Genomic DNA, 16,115 nt, shown 5'->3' on the forward strand with positions numbered 1-16,115 from the left:
GGGGAAACAACATGGCATTTGAACATATTACAGAAGCAATCAATGAGATGAAAGAACAGGGGACGTTCCGTAAGCTCGTCCCGCTCGAATCGGCACAAGGGAACGAAGTGACAATCGACGGGAAGTCACTCGTCCAGCTGTCATCAAACAACTATCTCGGACTAGCGAACCATCCACGTTTGAAGCAGGCAGCGATTGAAGCGGTCGAACAGTACGGTGCGGGAACAGGATCGGTCCGGACGATTGCCGGTACGTTCGAGATGCACGAAGCATTTGAGCGCGAACTCGCAGAGTTCAAGCACACGGAAGCATCGCTCGTCTTCCAATCAGGATTCGCGACGAACCTCGGGGTCTTGTCTGCACTTCTCGGACCGGAAGATGTCGTCATCAGTGACGCGCTCAACCATGCGTCGATTATCGACGGGATTCGTCTTACGAAAGCAGCGCGACGCATTTATAAGCACGTCGACCTTGAAGACTTGGAGAAGGCATTAAAAGAAACACAAGATTATCGGACACGTCTCGTCGTAACGGACGGTGTGTTCTCGATGGACGGGAACATCGCACCGCTTCCGGCAATCGTCGAACTCGCCGAGAAATATGACGCTGCGGTCATGGTCGATGATGCGCACGCATCTGGCGTTCTCGGGAAGAACGGTCGCGGAACGGTCAACCACTTCGGTTTAGACGGACGTGTCGCGTTACAGGTCGGGACGCTTTCAAAAGCAATCGGTGTCCTCGGCGGATACGTCGCCTGTTCACAAGACGTGCGGGATTACTTGATTCATAAAGGTCGTCCGTTCCTCTTCTCGACATCACATCCACCGGCAGTCGTAGCGGCGAACCGTGAAGCGATCCGTGTCATGAAAGAGGAAGAAGAGTTGTTCGAAAAATTGTGGGCGAACACGGAGTTCTTCAAGAACGGACTACGCGACCTCGGCTTCGATATCGGACATGCGACGACACCAATCACTCCGGTCATGCTTGGCGAAGAGACGCTTGCGCATACGTTCTCGGACAAGCTGAAAGAGCATGGCGTATTCGCACAGAGTATCGCTTTCCCAACAGTTGAGCGCGGAAAATCACGCATCCGGACCATCGTCACAGCGGAGCATACGCAAGATGACCTCGAACGCGCACTCGAGGCGTTCAAAACGGTAGCGGAAGAGTTAAATGTGACACTTCACGCATAAACGGGGACTGCAGACAATCTGTCTGCAGTTTTTTGATGGATTTGTACGTGAAATCGAGTATATTCAGATAGAACATAGATAGAGTAAGCCGAAATATAACGTATTTTTAATATTTCACTTACCGTAATTTGATTTAATCAGTACATATCAGAAATGAGGAAAGGCTATGTTTCAGCAAGGGATATTTCAAGTGGGAATGGTGTTAGATTTAGAGACGTTTTCGATTCTGACGATTTCACCACCATTCATCATAAATGTAATCTTTAGTGTCTTGATTGTGATATACGTCTTGTACTTTCGGAGTGAGGGTTGGAAAGAGAAATTGTGGAACGTTGTACTAATGTGCTACGCGCTCTTATTCATCTCTGTCTATATAGGAGCCTGGTTTGTGAGGCTGAAATACAACCTTACACCGAGTTTCAGTGAGTCGTTCGCCCTCGAATCCTTTCCTGGATGGAAGGTTTTTTTCAAGCAATGGATTGAGAACGGGATAGAAGAACCGAATTTGACAGCGAATGCGATTACGTTCGGTGCATTGTTGTTCTACTCTCGGAAGTTAAAAAGTAGAATTATGTGGGTGTTAAGATTACTTGCAATGATTCCTGTCAGTTTGTTTTTCATCATGTATATTCCGCAATTCCTTAGTTGGTTATTCCGATAAAAAAGAAGCAAAGCGCATTGCCTTGCTTAAATCATGAGTATCCCTCTAAATCCTCGAGCCGCATAATAAGAATCTGCACCATTGTGATAGACAAAAGTGTGATCATAACGGCGGTCGCAGAACAGGGCGCCGCCTTTTCGACGAATCTCATTCGGTGTCAGAATCCAACTCGATGTCTTCAAATCGAATTGACCGAGCGTTTGTAAATGTCGGTATGCTTCTTCATCGAGAAGGGTTATGCCCATCTGTTCAGATAAGGCGATCGCGCTTCCGACGGGCTTATTCTTTTTACGTGCCTCAAGAGCTGGTTCGTCATAACAGAGGCTTCGTCGACCGCTCGGACTCTCGACTGAACAGTCGCAAAAAGCGAGATCTCCGTTAGCTAGACGAATCACGTCGGGTTCGCCTCCTGTCTGTTCCATTAAGGAGAGTGTGGCCAACTTATCCTGATCAATTTGAATTCGCTCCGATACGTCTGACCAGATGAGGTCAGGATGACGTTCCACGTTTTCGGTGAAGCGAGACTCTAACGTATTTAATAACTCAAGAATTTCTTCGTGTGAAAGCTTCGACATAAAAATCACTCCGATCATTTGTTTCTTTTAGTATACGATATGAATCGCTACAGTTTGTCTTATCCATTGTGAGAAAGGGGAATCTAAATTGAATTTTGATGAAATATACGTTGAGCATCTAAAAGTGAATGTATTTCAGACAATGGATCTGTTCACATTGAAAACAGACTATTTGAGTCGATTGCCTGTCGGTTCGTATCGAGTCACAGACTATTGTGAACTTGACGTGATTGTCACAAAGTCACAATTAGGACGACTTCGGTACGTTGATTTGACCTTGCCGTTGGGCGTTTATATAGAGGGACAGCTTCTCTTTTTGTATGATCCGTATCGTCGTGAGATCTATTCAACACATGCACAAGTCGATTATCCAAATGAACAAAGTATCTCGGCTGTTGATTTCTTATGTGCTAATAGTCGAGACTTTCATGATCCTGATTCGTCTTCACTAAAGAGTGAAGACTTGTATAAACTATCATCGGATAGTCATTGGAGGGAATTCGGGTTGCCGAAAGTACAGTCATCTGAGACATTCCTCTTGCGACTATTCAAATTACTAAACGTCACTTCATTTCAGACAGTTTTAAAGAAGAGTCGATTTCTAACTGATCTCAAGGGATGGGCAGATGTGACAAAGTGTGAATACAGTGTCGGACTTTACGGAAAATGGATGTGGTCGAATGAGTATATGATGACCTGTCATCTTCCAAACGTATCTGAAGGTGAACTTCTTCAATTGATTACGATGATTGAGGAGAGTGATGAGTTGGAAGGTTTTCGATTTTTGATTGAGACCGAGGCAAGCATTCTGTCACTTTTTATTTTAGGAGATATGAAGCGAGGCTATGGCGTAGGAGTATTTCAATACGGGAGTGACGAATAGGGAAAATTAAACACTGGATTGTAATTGAATAGAACGTCCAACTATTTATTTTGGTGGAAAAGTCTATACAATAGGCGCCCTCTTTTAGAGAAGGCGCCTGTTGCTTATACAGAGGATACGGTTAACATGGACTGTTCAGTTAATCGTCCGATCCAAATCAACGGAAGGGTCAAAAGTGCACCGAGAAGGTAAACCGAATCAATCGGTAGTCCGTCCGCGAGAAGTCCGAACAGCAAGCTCCCCACACTGAATGCAAGGGCGTATCCTGTCTGTTGCACACTATATACATAAGGAAGCTGTGTAGCCGGAATCTGTTCTTGAATGACGGTGTTCGTCTGGATGATGCGGATTTGTGTAGCTGCGCCTTGAATGACTAACGCCAAAATTGCAAACGCGAGATGTGCAGTCATGCCGAACAAAATGGCGGCGACAATGGATAAGATAGCGGTCGACGGTAACGATGGCGCTTGTCGAGACCGATAAAGATGGGCACTCGCCGCAATCATACTGATCAAAAATGCTGCGTTGAGCATCCCCCACCAGCCCGTATCGACTTGTAGATGTCGTTCGAGATAGACGAGAAGCAATGCCGAAATCCAGAGCGTGCTGACAAATGATTCATACGTCACAAACCATGTCACACGACGGGCGAATGGTGACGTTCTTACATAAGTAAGACTAGCGCGTAAGGTAATCGATTCATCCGTTCCATCATCGACGCTGTCTTCCGTAAGCGATTGATTGAAGTAAATCGTCACAATCGTGGAAAGGACGAAGAGAACGAGGGAAACGACTAACGCGAGAGCGCTCGAGGTGAAAGAGACGAGCATCGTCCCGAGCGGCCACATGGCGAGCTGGATGAACTGATTGGAACCTTGCACGAGGCTGTTCGCTTGTTGACGATTCGTCGTCAATCTTGGGATGAATGATGCTTGGATGGGACGTGCGAATCCATCGAGGAAAGCGATCAACACGACAAGACCGAGAACTAGAATCGAATCCGTGAAGAGAACGAGAACAAGGGTAACCGTCTTCATCAGTTGTGACAGGACGAGCGTTTTCCCTAGCGAGTAGCGGCTGAGGATACGGGCGAAAAAGAGTCCGCTGAGTGTCATACCGGCAGTCACGGCAATCGGGAAGCTGGCCGCCATGAGAGCGGAACCGGTTTGTTGATACAACGAGGCAATGAGTGCGACGATGTAGAGGACATCGCCAATATTGGCGAGCCATTGGCTAACGAGCAGTGTATAAAACGATTTCATCACAAATCTCCTCCGAATCTATTCAATTGGGTGGGTTGGACGAATCGTTTTTACACATTTTCACCTCTTCATAAAATAATATAAAAATAATTATACAAAATTTGATGAATTCTGTAAACTTATCGTATGGGTAAAATTGTATTTGTGAGATGGAGAATTGAATATGCGGAGTTGATTTTATGGTTTACTTAAAAGAGTAACCACAACATCCCCTTTTGAAGTTGAAGTGACGAATATTATTTAAAGTTGATATGAAATGATACATATTTTGATAAGTGAGAAGGATGAGGTAAAAATGCTTGAATATAAATTAAATAACGATATCACACTTAGAATGTTTAATGTAAACGATGCAGACGCACTGTTTGAACTGACGATGGCATCGAAGCCTTATCTACGAGAGTGGCTCGGATGGCTTGACTACATTGAATCAGTGGAAGACTCGAAGCGGAACATAGAAGGACGAATCAAAGGGCTGATTGAGACGGGTGGATTCCCAAAATCATTCGCTGTGATCTATAAAGGCGTGCTTGCCGGGACAATCGGATTTAACGAAATCGATCGTGGGATTCAATGCGGTAAAATTGGTTACTGGCTCGGACAAGAGTTTCAAGGGAATGGAATCATGAGTCAAGCGCTCGAGACCATCATCGAGTACGGATTCCGAGACCTTAAACTAAATAAGATTGAGATTCGAGTTGCGACTGAAAATGTAAAGAGTCGTGCACTTCCGGAGCGCTTTGGTTTTAAGGAAGAAGGCGTCATTCGAGATGCAGAATGGCTGTATGACCGTTATGTCGATCATGTCATTTATGGGTTGCTTCAGAATGAATTTTTACAGCTAAATCATCATTCTGAAGCTTATATTGAGGCTGAAAATCGTATATAACAAGTACATGCTTTTAGAAGGGGACTATTGGATGACGACCATATACTTTGTCAGACATGCACATTCAACCTACACGGCAGACGAACTCGCCAGTCCATTAATTAGTTAACACATATGGTAATTTCATTTCTTATCGAGTTCCTCTAACGCTTAAGCAATTGTTTCCTGTGGGCAAAGAAAATAGTCGAGTAAAATATTGATATGTTCACCAGATAGGTTAAAAATTCACTGCGTCCGAGGATACCAGTTCGCATTGAGAGGATAAAGAAAGAGGTTTTAGTAAAAGTGCACATTTCAAAAAAAGTTATGATTAGTTCTGCTTTAACAATTTTAGGAGTTATAACAATTTATACCATTCATCAATTTTTTAAAACAGAAGATAGAACCTTGGCACCAGTTGTTTCGACCGATATCACGGACGTGACGTTTCAACCACCGAGTGGACATCTTTATTTGCTATACCCTTACTTAAATATATGGGCAGACGAGAATGAGCCGAAAGACACGTATTTAGTAGAGATTGATCAAGACGGAAATATCATGAATGAAGAAAGTATTCAAGATTCAAATTTCGGGGCAATCAGTCTTGATGTGAAGACTACTCGACCAGACACGCTTTTTGGTTCTTTGAATAGTGGACAGTATGCCAATCACTATTATACATTCAATCTAGACACGAAACGATTCAACAAAGAAGATATTACCTATTTCGAACACGATGTGATGCTGGATTCAATTAGTCATCAAGGAGAACAGACTTGGTTTAAATCGATTGCATCTTATCAAACCGGCACGCAGACGTATGTTGAAGGATTAGGAATGTCGATGACGATTTCAAATGTTGAAGAACGACAGAATTATTTGACGCCACCACAAAATTTACCTACCCACTCGCCACTTTTAGAGACAGAGAATCACATCGCTTATGTGAGCGCAGGGGAAGAAGGGTCGGATGGAGAAGACGCGGCGATGGTGTTTCTCGACCGAGTGACTGGCGAAGCGACAGTTTACCGCGGTGAAGAGGAGCCTTATGAGTATACGGCGTTACATACGGATGGGAACAACACCTATTTTGCTGACAGCCTAGGTATGATGCATCGAATCGATGCTTCAGGGAAAAAAACTTCGACGTATCATCAAGTAATTGATAACGCGTATTACAATTCTCATGAAGGTATTCGTATGATTGATGCGAACATAGGCTATCAAATCGTCTCAAAATATGATTCGGAGACATCAGTCGACGAACTAATGATGGTGAAGTGGTCATTCGGAAAAGATTTTTCCGTCGAAAAGATGGATCTTCCATACTGGGATGAAAATAATCTATATCGATACTTGTACTACAATCCGATTTTGAAGCGCTCGTATCTCACCGAGGTAGGAGAAGATGATAAATCTGGTAGACTGTTAATTGTCGATGAAAATTTGAAATTGATTAATGCTATCCGGATTGATTACCCTATGGGAGTAGATTTGGTCGTAGAATAAAACATAAATGATAAATTTATTGAAACCCGCAAACGTGAATAAAAAAGCCGATGACGCTCTCTGCTTCTGGAATGAAGTCACCGAAACACACATTCAGATTCAAGAAACATGATTACTCAAACACTCGAGGGCATGATTGAGTACAGGTTCTAAGTGCTTAATCTATATAAGATTTAGATTAAAATCGCAACATGAAATGTAAAAATCTGCGCACTCCCGGAACGTTTCGGTTTTAAAGAAGAAGGGGTCATTCGAGATGCAGAATGGCTGTATGACCGTTACGTTGATCATGTTGTTTATGGGTTGTTGCAGGATGAATGGAGAGGAAATAATGACTGACGTGAATCAAGAATTTGTTAGGGCGATTTATGAAACGGTGATCAGAGAAGGAATCGATGAATATAAAGAAATGTATGAGACGGTAGAAGTGGATTCAAACATGGATGCGTTTTGGAATTTATATCAAAACTCTAATCCAGTAGAAAAGGAAATCTTATTAAAGATGATGGAACAAATCATGATTGATACAGTCTCTCATATGCTAGGGATTATTGACGGAAGTTCCACACTAAATGATAGCGAGCTCGAGCCTAAGTTATTGCTAGACTCACAAGATACAGAGAATGAATTGCAGGATTCATTCTTAGAATTGGTCGAATTGAACTTGGATGGCAATGACGAGGAGAATAGAAGATAAGATATTATATTGAGTTATATGATGATTCTAACGATCAATTTGAAGTGGCTTCGTATTTTCCACTAGATTCTTGAGTTACATGACAAAGACCCGCCCTTCACGAGAGGGCGGGTCTTTCGTCTGACTCGAACAATTCAGTTCCGAATTCTTCATACGCCTGTTCGTAACGACGAAGGGAAGATTCTTTATGCATACAGGTGAGGTTCATTCGCTCAGATGGCGTCATATCGGTCGCATACGTTTTTAACACATGGGCGTTTCGAAGCATTGACGGGGTGACCGATCGTGCGAGTCCGCTCCGTTCATTTAGCTGTCGCATCATCTTCGTGATCATGACGATCGTTAGTTGTTTCGGCTGATTTTTCGCATATACCCAGCGGAATGTCATCCGTGCGAAATCGAATGAGACGAAAACCGGATCTTCCGAGTACCAGCGTGGGCGTACCGGTGTCGGGATGTCGGCCAAATAGTTCATGAGTAACGATTGGTCTTCTTGTGAGAGCTTTAACGTGAACTGGTTCCCGAGACGGTCATATACGTCAAAGGTGTGATCAGCCAGATGCAGGTCGCTCATACGTAAACGAATGATGTGATGGACGCGCAAGCCATATTTATAGAAGAGCGTCACAATCAGTTCGTTCCGATTGACGAGATATGGGTGGGCTTGCAACTGATTCTCGCTCAAGCCCCTCGTCGAACGAATCGTATGAACAAGACGATCGAATTCAGACTCGAGTGCGATTTGGTCGATGGACAACGTATGTGCCGGCTGCGAGTAGGCAAGCATCTTCTTCCGAAGCGGATTTAAAAAGTGGGTCAGGCTATTGATGACCGTGACGATTCGAGCGACGGTCGCCTGTTGATAGTGCTTCTCTTCGATTAAAAAGTCATTCACAAACGTCTTCCACGATTCGATGGGGACGTCTAACCAGTCCGTCGGTTCGTTCAGTTCGACATTGTGGTCGTGAAAGTATTTATGCACGTCAATCAAGTCGTAGCGATATCGTTTTAGCGTCGAGGGTTGACGGCCGCTTGCTCCGAGATGATACAAGTACGTTTCGATAAATTCCGGGAGCGGATAGTCTTTTCTACGTTTCGTCATGGTCGAGCCTCCTTCTTCTTTATATCCTACCACAAACGGACGTTCTCTATACGTTGATTCGTGGTAAGATGAAAGGTGAGACTTTATGGAATGAGGGATTACATGATAGAACGTGAAAAAGTTGTCATCGTCGGCTGTCAGTTACCGAATGTCGATGATTGGACATATGAACAGTCGATGGGCGAGCTCGTCGAACTCGTGGATACGGCGCAAGGTGAAGTCGTCGCACGACTCGACCAAAAACGTCAACAAGTCGACCGTCGTACCTTTATCGGGAAAGGAAAAATTGAAGAGCTCGCGATGCTCGTCGAACAGTTCGAGCCGGATTTGTTAATTTTTAACGCCGAGTTGACACCGGCGCAGTCGAAGAACATTCGCATCGCCTTGAACGACCCGGATGAGATGAAGCTGATTGACCGTACGCAGCTCATCTTAGATATCTTTGCGAGCCGTGCGCAATCGCGCGAAGGGAAATTGCAGGTCGAACTCGCGCAGATGAACTATTTACTACCACGTCTCATCGGACAAGGGACACAGCTCTCGCGACTCGGTGGTGGAATCGGGACTCGTGGACCGGGTGAGACAAAACTTGAGTCGGACCGTCGCCACATCAAGCGTCGCATCGATGAGATTACGAAACAACTCGAAGGAACGGTCGCACACCGGGATCGCTACCGGGAACGTCGGAAAGAAAATCGCGTCTTCCAGGTCGCGCTCGTCGGGTATACGAATGCCGGGAAATCGACAATCTTTAATCGATTGACGGATGCAGATACGTATGAGCAGGATGAGTTGTTCGCAACACTTGATCCGTTGACGCGTGAACTCGAACTTCCACGCGGTGGAAAAGTGTTGATTACCGATACGGTAGGATTTATTCGTGATTTACCGACGAAACTCGTTGCCGCTTTCCGTTCAACTTTGGAAGAAGTGGTCGGTGCTGATTTGATCCTTCATGTCATCGATGCATCGAACCCACATTATTTGAACCAAATCGATACGACGAATGCGGTATTGGAAGAACTCGGTGCAAGTGAGGTCCCACAACTCGAGGTATATAATAAGAAAGACCGGCTCACGGAAGACTTCGTCGGTGGACCGTTGTTGATCTCTGCGATCGCATCAGAAGATATCGAACAGTTGATTGGTGCACTCGAAGATAAAATCTCGGACATTTTAACAAAAGTCCACGTCGTCTTACCGGTGACGGCTTTTGAACATTACCACCCAGCCAAAGAGGCGATGTACCGTCTTGAAGAAAACTTCTTGGATGATGGTTCTGTCGAGTTGGTAGGCTATATGAGAGAAGACACGCGTCTATATGCGACGCTAAAACAATTTGAGGTGTAAGTATGTGGCAAGAAAAGATTGAACATTATGATGCACTCGCGCCGTATGTGAAAAAGGCAGAGGCACGAGTGAAACCATTTTTTGAGAAGATTGAAGAGACGGCTGAGTTCAACCAGTATCGTGTTCTCGAATCGTTTAAAAAGCACAAAGTATCGGATTTCCATTTTAATCCGACGACAGGGTATGGATATGATGATCTCGGTCGTGACACGCTCGAGTCGATTTATGCAGACGTGTTCGGAGCAGAGCTCGCATTATGCCGACCGCAAATCATCTCGGGTACGCATGCGATTGGGATTGCCTTGTTCGGTGTCCTTCTACCAGGTGACGAATTGCTGTATATCACAGGGAAACCATATGACACGCTGGAGGAAATCGTCGGCATCCGTGGAGACGGTCGCGGCTCATTAAAAGAACTCGGTGTCCATTACGACACTGTTGAATTAAAAGAAGAACGTGAAATCGACATCGACCGCGTCATCGAACGAATTCGTCCAGAAACGAAACTCGTCGGGATTCAGCGCTCGAAAGGATATGCGAATCGTCGCAGTATTCCAGTCGAAGAAATCAAGATCGCCATCGAACGCATCAAAGCGGCGCATCCGCATGTGTATGTGTTCGTGGACAATTGCTACGGTGAATTTGTCGAGACAATTGAACCGACGCACGTCGGAGCCGACTTGATGGCCGGTTCTCTGATCAAAAACCCAGGAGGCGGATTGGCGAAGACGGGAGGGTATATCGCAGGAACGAAAGAATTGATTGAACGTTGTTCGTTCCGGATGACCACTCCAGGTATCGGAAGTGAAGCCGGACCGTCGCTCTACTCGCTTCAAGAAATGTACCAAGGTTTTTATATGGCTCCTCATACTGTCGCACAAGCGTTGAAAGGGGCACACTTGACGGCAAGCCTTTTATCGTTGATTGGGTTTGAGACTGACCCACACTATTCGACTCCGAGAACGGACTTGATTCAATCGGTGACGTTCCGCGACCGTGAGAAGATGATCGCGTTTTGTCAAAGCATCCAAATGGCATCACCGGTAAACGCTCATGCGTTACCTGTTCCGGCCTATATGCCTGGATATGAAGATGATGTAATCATGGCAGCAGGCACGTTCATTCAGGGTTCATCAATCGAGTTGTCAGCGGATGGACCGCTTCGAGCACCATACACAGCGTATGTTCAAGGTGGTCTGACGTATGCTCATGTTAAAGTCGCTCTCATGTTGGCGTTGAGCCAATTACACGATAAAGGACTGGTCGAATTCAACGACCAAAATCAGCAAGCGCATTTGTAACCGTTCTGTCATGTTAACTTTCTTAACATCTATTGACAGGATTGTTGTCATGTATTATTCTCACATTGTGAGACAGAAAAGGAGGGGTAAGGATGGCTGATCAATTTCGTCGCTCCAACCCGTTGTTTCCGATTGGAATCGTCCAAGATCTGACGCAACTGACTGGTAGGCAGATTCGGTATTATGAAGAACAGGGTCTGATTTCGCCTAGTCGGACGGAATCGAAACGACGGCTTTATTCCTTTAATGATGTCGAACGTCTACTCGCAATCAAGGATTACATTGATCAAGGCTTTAATTTGGCGGCAATTCGTCACATGTTAGAGCAAGAAGGTGAAAAAGAAGCAGAAGCGTCTGCTCCGGCCGCACCGGTCAATGAAGCACCAAAGGTTTCGGAAAAAGAGTTACATCATTTGTTGAAAACACAGCTTCAAGAAGCCGGTCGTTTCAATAAGACGTCGCTCATTCAAGGCGAGCTTTCACGTTTTTATCGATAACGCCGCACACATCAACCATTACACAATGTGAGAGGGGACATTTTACCATGGCCAGAAAAACGTTCACAAAAGAAGACATTAAACGCATCGCACAAGAGGAAGACGTACGCTTTATTCGTCTTCAATTCACGGATATCCTCGGAACAATCAAAAACGTCGAGGTGCCGATCAGCCAATTGGACAAAGCACTTGATAACAAGATGATGTTTGACGGATCGTCAATCGAAGGATTCGTCCGCATCGAGGAATCAGACATGTACTTATATCCAGACCTCAACACATGGGTTGTCTTCCCGTGGACAGATGGCAGCGGAAAAGTCGCTCGCTTAATTTGTGATATTTATAACCCAGACGGTACACCATTCAGTGGTGACCCGCGCGGTACACTCAAGCGTAACCTTGAGAAAATGCAAAAACTTGGCTTCTCAGCGTTCAACGTTGGACCAGAGCCAGAATTCTTCTTGTTCAAGAAAGACGCATCAGGTCGTCCGACACTTGAACTTAACGACCAAGGTGGATATTTCGACTTGGCGCCAGTTGACCTCGGTGAAAACTGCCGTAAAGAAATCGTCATCGAACTTGAAAACATGGGCTTTGAAATCGAAGCATCACACCACGAAGTTGCACCAGGACAACACGAAATCGACTTCAAATATGCAGATGCTGTCACAACGGCAGATAACATCCAAACGTTCAAGCTCGTTGTTAAGACGATTGCTGCGAAGTATGGTCTTCACGCGACATTCATGCCAAAACCACTCTTTGGTGTAAACGGTTCAGGGATGCACGCGAACATGTCACTCTTCAAAGGCGACACAAACGTCTTCTACGATCCAAATGGCGACATGGAACTTTCAGACACAGCTCGCGCGTTCACAGCTGGTATCTTGGAGCACGCTCGTGCGTTCACAGCAGTATGTAACCCGACTGTGAACTCTTACAAGCGTCTCGTACCTGGTTACGAAGCACCTTGCTACGTTGCTTGGAGCGCACGCAACCGTTCACCACTCGTACGCGTACCAGCAGCACGTGGTCTTTCGACTCGTATCGAAGTACGTTCGGTTGACCCAGCAGCGAACCCGTACCTCGCACTTGCTGCTCTCTTGGCTTCAGGTCTTGACGGAATCGAAAAAGATTTGAATGCACCAAAACCAATCGACAGCAACATCTACGTAATGGACAAACCAGAGCGTGTAGCGAACGGGATCGACGACCTTCCAGCAACGCTCTTCGACGCACTCGAAGTGCTTCGTGCGGACAAAGTCGTGATGGAATCACTCGGTGAGCACATCGGCGAACACTTCCTCGAATTGAAAGAAATCGAGTGGGATATGTTCCGTATGCAAGTCACGGAGTGGGAACGCGATCAGTACATGACGCTCTACTAATAGAAGAAATATGCAAAAAGAGCACGGAATGACCTTCATCTGAAGATTGTTCCGTGCTCTTTCATTTACTATGCCATTTAAGTAAAAAAGACCACCTCCGTGAAAAAATCGGCAGGTGGTCCTTTTAATTGTTCAGAATGCTTTCTTAAAAAATGTCGATGTATAGTCGAGTGTCGTGTGCAGTGTCGTTGCAAATACAAGACCTAAAAAGAATGACATGCCGTGTACGTCCACCCACGACCGGATTTCTGTTTCATATGCTGTGAAGGGCAAGAGCAGAATGAGTGGGAAGCCGATGTACGAAATCCGAATCAGATCACTCAAAACAGGTAAATGCGAAAAGAGCGAACGGTGTGGCATGAGCTTCACATATGGGAGCCATATGAATTTAAGTGGACCCCATCGGTAATAGGCATCTGATTTTAAGTCAAGATCTGGGGAGAGCCAGAGTGTACCGATAATCGCACCGATGATCAATGCGAACGGAATATCGATTTCAATAAAAGGCGTGGCAACCGCAAGTGCGCCGGTTGCCACGAGATTCGTTCGGGTATGGGTCTTGCCACTAGCCATTAATGAATCGTCCGGTATACACCGATGACCTTCCCTAAAATCGAGACGTTGTCAAAATACATCGCTTCCAACTCATCGTTTTCCGGTTGAAGACGGACTTTTGAAGCTTCTTTATAAATCCGTTTCACAGTCGCCTCGCCCTCATCGGTCATGGCGACGACAATCTCTCCATTGTCGGCGGTGCTTTGCTGACGAACGAGCACGCGGTCCCCGTCCAAAATTCCGGCGTTGATCATCGAATCTCCGGAAACGGACAACATATATACATTATCTGAACCGACGATATGTGCCGGGAGCGGGAAGTGTTCTTCCACGTTCTCGATGGCGGTAATCGGTGTCCCGGCGGTAACTTTCCCGATGACCGGTACGTACATGACGGACTCCTGCTCTTCCATTGCCGGCATATCTTCAGTCAAAATTTCAATCGCGCGAGGTTTCGTCTTGTCTCGACGGATCAACCCGCGTTTTTCCAAACGATCTAAGTGACCGTGTACGGTCGAACTAGAAGCAAGGCCGACGGCTTCTCCAATTTCACGAACAGAAGGCGGATATCCCTTTGCCCGAACTTCGTCTTTGATGAAATCAAGAATCTGTTGTTGTCGCGCTGACATTTTTTTCATTATGTTCACCTCGATGTAATCGAATAACCTGCAAACGCATCCTATTCTTTATGTGTCTAGTGTAACACAAGAACACATGAGCGTACAAACATTCGTTCGTTTTTTTTGTGTTGACCGAACACGGGTTCTTGTTTTATGATGAGTACAGATAAACGAACAAACGTTCTAACGAACATATATTCTTATACAGGAGGCAATGCAATCATGAAAGATACACTTAACGGAATCATTTTAGTCGGGATGCTCTTGGTCGGGATGTTCGCTTTTTATTTGGCAGGGGAGATGCGAGGGGAACCGGCGGTAGTCGAACCGGTCGTCACTACGGAACGTACGATTGAAGAAGAAGTCGCTTATGCCCAAGCGGAATCACTCGAAGCGCAAATTATGGCAGAGCGAGAAGAGCATAATGAACGAAAAACAAAATGGTATGCCGCTGAGTGATTGTTGATCATTGCGAACCGTTCTTGAACTGTGTATCGTAAGGAATGAATGCGATGAAAGGGAGTGATGCGATGCGAGTCGTCATCTATTGTCGGGTATCGACGAACAAGTCAACCCAAGAGACATCACTCAGTCGGCAAGTCGATGAATTACAGCATCTGGCTTCGCAACTAGGGGCAGAAGTCATAGAGATCATCACGGAGCAAGAGAGTGGATATGAAGTGAATCGACAGGGGCTCCTTGATTTGCTTGACCATGTGTCGATGTCTGATTTGGATGCCGTACTTGTCACGGACGACAGTCGTCTGGGACGAGGAAATGCCAAGATTGCCATCTTGCACACATTGATGAAGCATGACGTTCGGTTGCTGACGATGCAATCAACGTCGGACTATGTCGTTTCTGATGCCGAAAAAATGGTATTAGAAATTGTCAGTGTTGTGGAAGAGTATCAACGTAAAATTCACAACGCTAAAATTTCTCGTGGGATGCGCCGTGCCGTCGCCAACGGATTCAACCCACAGCGCAATATTCAAAACAACGATCAAGGTGGGCGACACCGAATCGAAGTGCCGATTGAGGAGATTATCCAACTGCGCGAGCGCGGGTTGACGTTTGCTGAGATTGCGGCAACACTCCGTGGATTCGGTTATGAAGTGTCGAAAGCGACCGTCAATCGACGGTATCTCGAGCACCAGTCAGTAGCTGAAACTTGATTCTTCCTCTCTGATTTTGTAAAGTATAAGAACAAATTCACTAGAGAGGGGGCGAGTCAGATGTTAGCACCAGGACAATTGGAGCGAATCAATTTCCTCGCCAACAAAGCGAAGATAGAAGGACTGTCTCAAGATGAGATGAACGAACAACAAGATTTACGCCAAGAATATTTGAAGGCGTTCCGTCAATCGTTCAAATCGCAAATGATGGGGATGAAGGTCGTCGATCCAGAAGGAAACGACGTCACACCAGAGAAGTTGAAAGAAGATCAAAAACGCTATCGTGGCGAGTGATGCTGAATGCACATCCTATTTCGTATAGGATGTGCATTTTTGTTATACACGAACGGTCATCAGACGAACGGATTGCTGTTCTTTTAAGGCAATTGAAGGAAACGATTTCACTCAATGTGTTATACTAATTAATTAGTTGTGACACACGAATGAGTGTGATAAAATATGACGGGTAGAAAACC

Annotated in this window: 17 protein-coding genes and 1 pseudogene; 13 read left to right on the forward strand and 5 right to left on the reverse strand. The window is 45.4% G+C overall.

Translation table 11 applies throughout. The annotated features are described in order from the left end of the window. The first annotated feature begins 11 nt into the window (after positions 1-11). Entirely contained in the window at positions 12-1,193 is a 1,182-nt protein-coding gene (locus KNO92_RS11960) for a glycine C-acetyltransferase (protein WP_214761507.1), read from the forward strand. Between the two features lie 687 nt (positions 1,194-1,880). Here the strand turns inward: KNO92_RS11960 and KNO92_RS11965 are convergent. Further along, positions 1,881-2,429, reverse strand: coding sequence for a DUF4256 domain-containing protein (locus tag KNO92_RS11965; protein WP_214761509.1), 549 nt, complete (start codon positions 2,427-2,429; stop codon positions 1,881-1,883). A gap of 88 nt (positions 2,430-2,517) precedes the next feature. Here KNO92_RS11965 and KNO92_RS11970 point away from each other — a divergent pair, with 88 nt between their 5' ends. Next, a complete protein-coding gene (locus tag KNO92_RS11970; protein ID WP_214761511.1) occupies positions 2,518-3,312 on the forward strand; it encodes a hypothetical protein in 795 nt (264 codons plus the stop codon). 104 nt (positions 3,313-3,416) lie between these two features. Here KNO92_RS11970 and KNO92_RS11975 read toward each other — a convergent pair whose 3' ends face one another. Further along, positions 3,417-4,574: an MFS transporter gene (locus KNO92_RS11975; RefSeq protein WP_214692758.1), complete on the reverse strand. Its 1,158-nt coding sequence runs from the start codon at positions 4,572-4,574 to the stop codon at positions 3,417-3,419. A gap of 295 nt (positions 4,575-4,869) precedes the next feature. Between KNO92_RS11975 and KNO92_RS11980 the strand changes: the two genes are divergently transcribed. The 4 genes and pseudogenes from KNO92_RS11980 to KNO92_RS11990 all read left to right on the forward strand — a co-directional run bounded on the left by KNO92_RS11980 (position 4,870) and on the right by KNO92_RS11990 (position 7,651). Then, complete coding sequence (locus tag KNO92_RS11980; RefSeq protein WP_214761513.1) at positions 4,870-5,463, forward strand: GNAT family N-acetyltransferase; 594 nt, start codon at positions 4,870-4,872, stop codon at positions 5,461-5,463. Between the two features lie 387 nt (positions 5,464-5,850). Then, positions 5,851-6,954: a hypothetical protein gene (locus tag KNO92_RS11985; protein ID WP_214761515.1), complete on the forward strand. Its 1,104-nt coding sequence runs from the start codon at positions 5,851-5,853 to the stop codon at positions 6,952-6,954. 195 nt (positions 6,955-7,149) lie between these two features. Further along, a pseudogene (locus tag KNO92_RS15025) lies at positions 7,150-7,293 on the forward strand (GNAT family N-acetyltransferase); the annotation flags it as partial. Continuing rightward, on the forward strand, positions 7,286-7,651 hold the full coding sequence (locus KNO92_RS11990) for a transposase (RefSeq protein WP_483297455.1): 366 nt from the start codon (positions 7,286-7,288) through the stop codon (positions 7,649-7,651). The pseudogene KNO92_RS15025 and the gene KNO92_RS11990, both read left to right, overlap by 8 nt. A gap of 97 nt (positions 7,652-7,748) precedes the next feature. Here the strand turns inward: KNO92_RS11990 and KNO92_RS11995 are convergent, their stop codons facing one another. Next, positions 7,749-8,753 carry a tyrosine-type recombinase/integrase gene (locus tag KNO92_RS11995; RefSeq protein ID WP_214761517.1) on the reverse strand — a complete coding sequence of 335 codons (1,005 nt, stop codon included), beginning with the start codon at positions 8,751-8,753 and terminating at the stop codon, positions 7,749-7,751. Between the two features lie 102 nt (positions 8,754-8,855). Here KNO92_RS11995 and hflX point away from each other — a divergent pair, with 102 nt between their 5' ends. The 4 genes from hflX to glnA all read left to right on the forward strand — a co-directional run bounded on the left by hflX (position 8,856) and on the right by glnA (position 13,289). After that, positions 8,856-10,103, forward strand: coding sequence for a GTPase HflX (gene hflX / locus KNO92_RS12000; protein ID WP_214692745.1), 1,248 nt, complete (start codon positions 8,856-8,858; stop codon positions 10,101-10,103). A gap of 2 nt (positions 10,104-10,105) precedes the next feature. Then, positions 10,106-11,404, forward strand: a complete 1,299-nt coding sequence (locus KNO92_RS12005; RefSeq protein WP_214692731.1) for a methionine gamma-lyase family protein — start codon at positions 10,106-10,108, stop codon at positions 11,402-11,404. Positions 11,405-11,496: 92 nt separating this feature from the next. Continuing rightward, positions 11,497-11,901: a MerR family transcriptional regulator gene (locus tag KNO92_RS12010; RefSeq protein WP_214692728.1), complete on the forward strand. Its 405-nt coding sequence runs from the start codon at positions 11,497-11,499 to the stop codon at positions 11,899-11,901. Between the two features lie 47 nt (positions 11,902-11,948). Then, entirely contained in the window at positions 11,949-13,289 is a 1,341-nt protein-coding gene (glnA, locus tag KNO92_RS12015; protein ID WP_214692727.1) for a type I glutamate--ammonia ligase, read from the forward strand. Positions 13,290-13,421: 132 nt separating this feature from the next. On the opposite strand, the gene KNO92_RS12020 is transcribed toward glnA, so the two are convergent. Both KNO92_RS12020 and lexA read right to left on the reverse strand, forming a co-directional pair. Next, positions 13,422-13,862 (reverse strand): metal-binding protein, encoded by a 441-nt coding sequence (locus KNO92_RS12020; protein WP_214692725.1) that lies wholly within the window; start codon positions 13,860-13,862, stop codon positions 13,422-13,424. Next, positions 13,862-14,482, reverse strand: coding sequence for a transcriptional repressor LexA (lexA, locus tag KNO92_RS12025; protein WP_074033201.1), 621 nt, complete (start codon positions 14,480-14,482; stop codon positions 13,862-13,864). Before lexA ends, KNO92_RS12020 begins: the two co-directional genes overlap by 1 nt. 204 nt (positions 14,483-14,686) lie before the next feature. Between lexA and KNO92_RS12030 the strand changes: the two genes are divergently transcribed. The 3 genes from KNO92_RS12030 (at position 14,687) to KNO92_RS12040 (ending at position 15,933) form a co-directional block, all read left to right on the forward strand. Continuing rightward, positions 14,687-14,923, forward strand: coding sequence for a hypothetical protein (locus tag KNO92_RS12030; protein WP_214761519.1), 237 nt, complete (start codon positions 14,687-14,689; stop codon positions 14,921-14,923). Between the two features lie 71 nt (positions 14,924-14,994). Then, positions 14,995-15,639: a YneB family resolvase-like protein gene (locus KNO92_RS12035; protein ID WP_074033881.1), complete on the forward strand. Its 645-nt coding sequence runs from the start codon at positions 14,995-14,997 to the stop codon at positions 15,637-15,639. Positions 15,640-15,699: 60 nt separating this feature from the next. Next, positions 15,700-15,933: a DUF896 domain-containing protein gene (locus KNO92_RS12040; protein ID WP_214761521.1), complete on the forward strand. Its 234-nt coding sequence runs from the start codon at positions 15,700-15,702 to the stop codon at positions 15,931-15,933. Positions 15,934-16,115: the final 182 nt, after the last annotated feature.

This window comes from Exiguobacterium sp. s129 (assembly GCF_018617585.1).
GTDB lineage: Bacteria > Bacillota > Bacilli > Exiguobacteriales > Exiguobacteriaceae > Exiguobacterium > Exiguobacterium aestuarii_A.

What these genes read in the sequence shown, in the direction of transcription:
- KNO92_RS11960 (WP_214761507.1), top strand. Translation starts at nt 12, where the DNA reads ATGGCATTTGAACATATTACAGAAGCAATCAATGAGATGAAAGAACAG.
- KNO92_RS12035 (WP_074033881.1), top strand. Translation starts at nt 14,995, where the DNA reads ATGCGAGTCGTCATCTATTGTCGGGTATCGACGAACAAGTCAACCCAA.
- KNO92_RS11990 (WP_483297455.1), top strand. Translation starts at nt 7,286, where the DNA reads ATGACTGACGTGAATCAAGAATTTGTTAGGGCGATTTATGAAACGGTG.
- KNO92_RS11975 (WP_214692758.1), bottom strand. Translation starts at nt 4,574, where the DNA reads ATGAAATCGTTTTATACACTGCTCGTTAGCCAATGGCTCGCCAATATT.
- KNO92_RS12040 (WP_214761521.1), top strand. Translation starts at nt 15,700, where the DNA reads ATGTTAGCACCAGGACAATTGGAGCGAATCAATTTCCTCGCCAACAAA.
- KNO92_RS12030 (WP_214761519.1), top strand. Translation starts at nt 14,687, where the DNA reads ATGAAAGATACACTTAACGGAATCATTTTAGTCGGGATGCTCTTGGTC.
- KNO92_RS12005 (WP_214692731.1), top strand. Translation starts at nt 10,106, where the DNA reads ATGTGGCAAGAAAAGATTGAACATTATGATGCACTCGCGCCGTATGTG.
- KNO92_RS12010 (WP_214692728.1), top strand. Translation starts at nt 11,497, where the DNA reads ATGGCTGATCAATTTCGTCGCTCCAACCCGTTGTTTCCGATTGGAATC.
- hflX (WP_214692745.1), top strand. Translation starts at nt 8,856, where the DNA reads ATGATAGAACGTGAAAAAGTTGTCATCGTCGGCTGTCAGTTACCGAAT.
- KNO92_RS11965 (WP_214761509.1), bottom strand. Translation starts at nt 2,429, where the DNA reads ATGTCGAAGCTTTCACACGAAGAAATTCTTGAGTTATTAAATACGTTA.
- KNO92_RS12020 (WP_214692725.1), bottom strand. Translation starts at nt 13,862, where the DNA reads ATGGCTAGTGGCAAGACCCATACCCGAACGAATCTCGTGGCAACCGGC.
- KNO92_RS11980 (WP_214761513.1), top strand. Translation starts at nt 4,870, where the DNA reads ATGCTTGAATATAAATTAAATAACGATATCACACTTAGAATGTTTAAT.
- lexA (WP_074033201.1), bottom strand. Translation starts at nt 14,482, where the DNA reads ATGAAAAAAATGTCAGCGCGACAACAACAGATTCTTGATTTCATCAAA.
- KNO92_RS11995 (WP_214761517.1), bottom strand. Translation starts at nt 8,753, where the DNA reads ATGACGAAACGTAGAAAAGACTATCCGCTCCCGGAATTTATCGAAACG.
- glnA (WP_214692727.1), top strand. Translation starts at nt 11,949, where the DNA reads ATGGCCAGAAAAACGTTCACAAAAGAAGACATTAAACGCATCGCACAA.